The sequence below is a fragment of the Methylibium sp. T29 genome, from assembly GCF_000576205.1.
Classification (GTDB): domain Bacteria; phylum Pseudomonadota; class Gammaproteobacteria; order Burkholderiales; family Burkholderiaceae_C; genus Methylibium; species Methylibium petroleiphilum.
This window is the reverse complement of the sequence record NZ_AZND01000280.1, coordinates 1-4044: the sequence shown is the minus strand read 5'-3', so window position 1 is coordinate 4044 and position 4044 is coordinate 1. Positions and strand designations below refer to the sequence as shown.

Genomic DNA, 4044 nt, shown 5'->3' with positions numbered 1-4044 from the left:
GCCGAAGCCGCGGGCACTGCGGGCGGGAGGGCGGCCGCCGCGGCGCCGGCCGGTGCCGCTTGGGCGAACTGACCCAGGTACTGGACCTCCGCGGTGCTGCGCAGCGCCTTCAGCTCGGCATCCACCTTCTGCTGCTTGCGTTCGTTCATCAGGAACTGCTCGATGCTGGCGCGCGCCTCGTCCAGACTGCGGGGCGCCGGTGCGGCCGCCGTGAGCACCAGCACGCGCAGCCCCTGCGGCTGCACGAGGAAGCCCACCTCGCCTTCCTTCATGCCGGCCAGCCGGTCGAGCAGCGGCAGGGGCCAGTCCTCGGCGGGTCGGGTGGCCGAGCTCAGCGAGTAGGGTAGGCCCGTGCCTGCCAGCTCCGCCAGCAGGGCGGGTGTCGACTTTGCGGCGGCCAGCCTGGCCTGCAGGGCCGGCACGGCCTCTGCCGGCGCCGCGATGCCGATGTCCTGCACCGAGTAGAGGCGTCGGGTCTTGAACAGGGCGGGGCGCTCGTCGTAGAAGCGGTCGATGTCCTGCGCCGTGGGTTTGGCCGCGCTGTCGGCCAGGCGATCGATGTAGGCCCGCGCCAGCACCTCGCGGCGCGCGAAATCCACGGCCTGCACCACTTGCGGGTCGCGATCGATCTTGGCGTCGCCGGCCTTCTGCACGGCCAGCTCCAGCTGGATCAGGCGCTCCAGTGCGGTGCGGCTGGCGACCTCGACCTGCTCGGGCCGCAGGTCGGCCTGCCGTTGCAGCACCAGATTCACCTGGTGGATCGAGACCTCGCCGCTGCCCACGCGGGCCGCGACCTGCGAGCTGCGGGCTTCCTGGCGCTCACCGCACGCAGCGAGCCCCACGAGGCTGCAGGTCGCGAGCAGCGCGAGGCGTGCGCGCGGACGGCGGCGGCTGGAGGCGGAGGGGTTGAAAAGCTTCATCGGATGAGAGAGGCGGGATAACCCTGACCATAGCAAGACTGGTGCGCGATCACGACGAAAGCGACGACAACAGCGGTGTGCGGCTGTATCCGTTCGATGCCGCAAAAGACAAAGGCGCCCCGGAGGGCGCCTCGTGCGGGCACGTCACCGGAGCCCGGAACGACACTCAGCGGGCGACCTTGGCCGACTTGCGCTGGCGGCGGGCCGCAACGGCCAGCCCGCCCGCGCCCATCAGGGCCAGCAACAGGGCCGCTGGTTCCGGCACGGCGGTGGCCGCCGACTGGAGGCTGTAGCTGCCCTTCGGGAAGAAACCGCCGAGCACGCCGTAGTAGTAGTTGCCGCTGGAGAGGTTGGCGAAGCTCTGTGTGGCCGTGGTGCCGTTCGACCCACCGAACAGCAGCCCGCCGAGATAGCGGTTGTCGTCGGCGTCGAACAGGCCCAGGCCGAGGATGCCGCTGCTCTTGGTGATCTCGAGCGTGGTCTGCAGTGTCGACGGGGCCGACAGCTGGAAATTGAACACGTCGGCCACGGTGAACTGCTTGCCCGAGTTGTAGGTGAACGAGCCTTCGGTGTAGTTGCCGACGAAGGCGTTCGCATGCAGGGCCACAGTGGCCAGCGCGGCAACGAGATAGGACTTCAGATTCATGCTGTCTCCTGAGGGCTCTGCGCTTCGAGGTGCGCGCGATGCAATGAGTTTGAGGGAGCCCGCTCGATGCAGTGTTGCTCAATTGCTGCAGTGTGTCAAAACATGTAGTTTTCGGGGTACTCGGATCGCGTTGCCGTCGAAGCTCCGTGGAGGTGCCGCATGTGCCTGATGCAGCGTGCCGTGCACGCGCCTCGCTACCCGGAGAGCCCATCGCTTCCCATCCCGCAGATCGAAGCAGGCTCGAAACGCTCTATGAGAACGAGCCGGTTCGATGCGCGGTCTTCGCGCCGCCACATGCTCTTACAACAACGGGCTCTGAAGCGCTCCGAAACGGCGAAGGACCCCCAAAGCCGTAATCGCAAGTAACTCCCACGTCATTTTTGGCTTGGATCTTGCACTGCAGCAATACTGCCGCAAAATCGGTCGATGGGAGATATCGAATGACTGCTGCGTCCTACGTGTTCAACGCTCTGCGGGTGAAGGGCCGTACCGGCCCGCGCCACTCTGCGCTCGACGCGGTGAACACGGTGTTCAATCAGGTGCTCGCATTCATCATCCTGGTGCTTCTGAGCCCGGTGATGCTGCTGGTCTCCTGGCTCATCTGGCGCCGCGACGGGGCTCCGATCTTCTTCGGCCACTATCGCGTGGGCCGCGATGGCCGGCTGTTCCGCTGCCTCAAGTTCCGCAGCATGTATGTCAATGCCGAGCAGATGCTCGCCGATGTGCTGCGCGACGATGCCGAGGCCCGCGCCGAATGGGCGCGCGACCACAAGCTCACGAAGGACCCGCGCGTCACGCCGGTCGGTGACTTCCTGCGACGCACCAGCCTCGACGAACTGCCGCAACTCTTCAATGTGCTGCGCGGCGAGATGAGCCTCGTGGGCCCGCGACCCATCACGGTGTCCGAGCTCACCCGCTACGGCCGCGTGCGCTGGCACTACCTCAGCGTGCGGCCCGGCATGACCGGCCTGTGGCAGGTGAGCGGTCGCAACGAGACCTCGTATGCGGAGCGGGTCGCGATGGACCGCTACTACGTCGGGCGGCGTTCGCTGTGGCTGAACGCGTGGATCCTTTTCCAGACGATCGCCGTCGTGGCCACGCGGCGGGGTGCGCGCTGAAGCGCGCGGCGCGGGCCGCCGGGGAGCCCGCGCGACGTCGTGCTGCCGTTCGAACTGAAGAGACCTCGATGCAAGGCGTTCGAACCCCGCCCGTCGCGACCACGGGCCGCGTGGTGCACCTGGTGGGCCCGCTGACCGACGAGATCTTCAGTTTCCTCGGTCCCGCGACCGAGACGCTCGCCGACTGCGGTCTGGAGCAGACCGTGCTGGTCGCCGACGACCTGCGCTACCGCTACCAGCTCCCGCGCTTCCATGCGCGCATCGACCTCGTGCTGGTGCCGGCGCACGGCGGCGTGAGCCAGCGTGCCCAGGCCGCCATGCAGGCGCTGCGCGACATCCTCGTTGCCGCGGAGGACGTGAAGGCGGTGCACCTGCACGGCTTCCTGCCCTCGCTGATCGGCTCCTACGTGGCGCGCTCGATCGGTCTCGACGTGCCCATGTACTACTCGCCGCACGGCTCGAAGTCGCTGGACTCGCTGCGACGGGTGGGCGACCTGATGCTGTGGTCGCTCCGGCCGGTGATCGGCTCGCTGCGCGACCTGCGCGCCATCACCAGCCTGGCCCAGGAGGCGCGGGTATTGCACACGCAGACCGAGACGCAGTCGATCGACGTGGCCGAGAGCCCGGTGGCCGATGCGTTCTTCGAGGTCGAGCGCCACGAGGTGCCGCACCCGCTGATCGTCACCGGCAGCCGGGTCCACGACCCGCGTGCGGCCGAACTGTTCGCGCAGTTGGCAGTTCTGCTGAGCGACAAGGCGCTGCGCCTGAGCTTCAACTGGATCGGCCACACCGACCAGAACTCGCTGGTGCGCCTGAGCGCGGCCGACGTCAGCGTGCACGACGTCCGGCAGGACGCCGACCTGGCCTCGCGGCTGGCGGCCGGCTGGATCTACCTGGCGCCCGGGCGGACGCGCGGCTTCCCGGTGTTCCTGGCCGAGGCGATGGCGGTCGGGCTGCCCTGTGTGGCCATCGACACGCCTGACCACCGCGACATCATCCGCCACGGCGAAACCGGCTTCCTGTGCCGCAACGAGGAAGAGATCCTGCACAGCATCGCTCAACTGATCGACCTGCCGGCGCTGCGTGCCGAGATCGGCGAGGCCGCACGCGCCTCGGCGAAGCGCCGCTTCAGCGAGGCGCGGTTCCGCGATTCGCTGATGTCGGCCTACGACCTGCCAGCCACCGGGCCCGGCGGGCTGGCGCCGATGGACCTGGGCGCCATCGGCCTCACGTCCGCCACACCCGCGGCTCCGCCCCCGCGCAGTCCCACGCCAGCCGGCGCCATCGACCTCTCACCGCTCTGAGCCGCTGCATCAGCGGCTCCACCCGCGCGCCCAGCATGCGCAGCACGACCGCGTGG

4 protein-coding genes are annotated in these 4044 nt (G+C 68.7%); 2 read left to right on the top strand and 2 right to left on the bottom strand.

Annotated features, from left to right (window positions below):
• Together x551_RS19385 and x551_RS19380 are read right to left on the bottom strand one after the other, a co-directional pair.
• A partial coding sequence (locus x551_RS19385) for an EpsD family peptidyl-prolyl cis-trans isomerase (RefSeq protein WP_036250348.1) occupies positions 1-920 on the bottom strand: 920 nt, incomplete at its 3' end.
• 166 nt (positions 921-1086) lie between these two features.
• Positions 1087-1566, bottom strand: coding sequence for a PEP-CTERM sorting domain-containing protein (locus x551_RS19380; RefSeq protein ID WP_036235851.1), 480 nt, complete (start codon positions 1564-1566; stop codon positions 1087-1089).
• A gap of 440 nt (positions 1567-2006) precedes the next feature.
• Between x551_RS19380 and x551_RS19375 the strand changes: the two genes are divergently transcribed.
• Both x551_RS19375 and x551_RS23765 read left to right on the top strand, forming a co-directional pair.
• Positions 2007-2684, top strand: coding sequence for a sugar transferase (locus tag x551_RS19375; RefSeq protein ID WP_036235848.1), 678 nt, complete (start codon positions 2007-2009; stop codon positions 2682-2684).
• Between the two features lie 68 nt (positions 2685-2752).
• Positions 2753-3988, top strand: coding sequence for a glycosyltransferase family 4 protein (locus tag x551_RS23765; protein ID WP_051495931.1), 1236 nt, complete (start codon positions 2753-2755; stop codon positions 3986-3988).
• Positions 3989-4044: the final 56 nt, after the last annotated feature.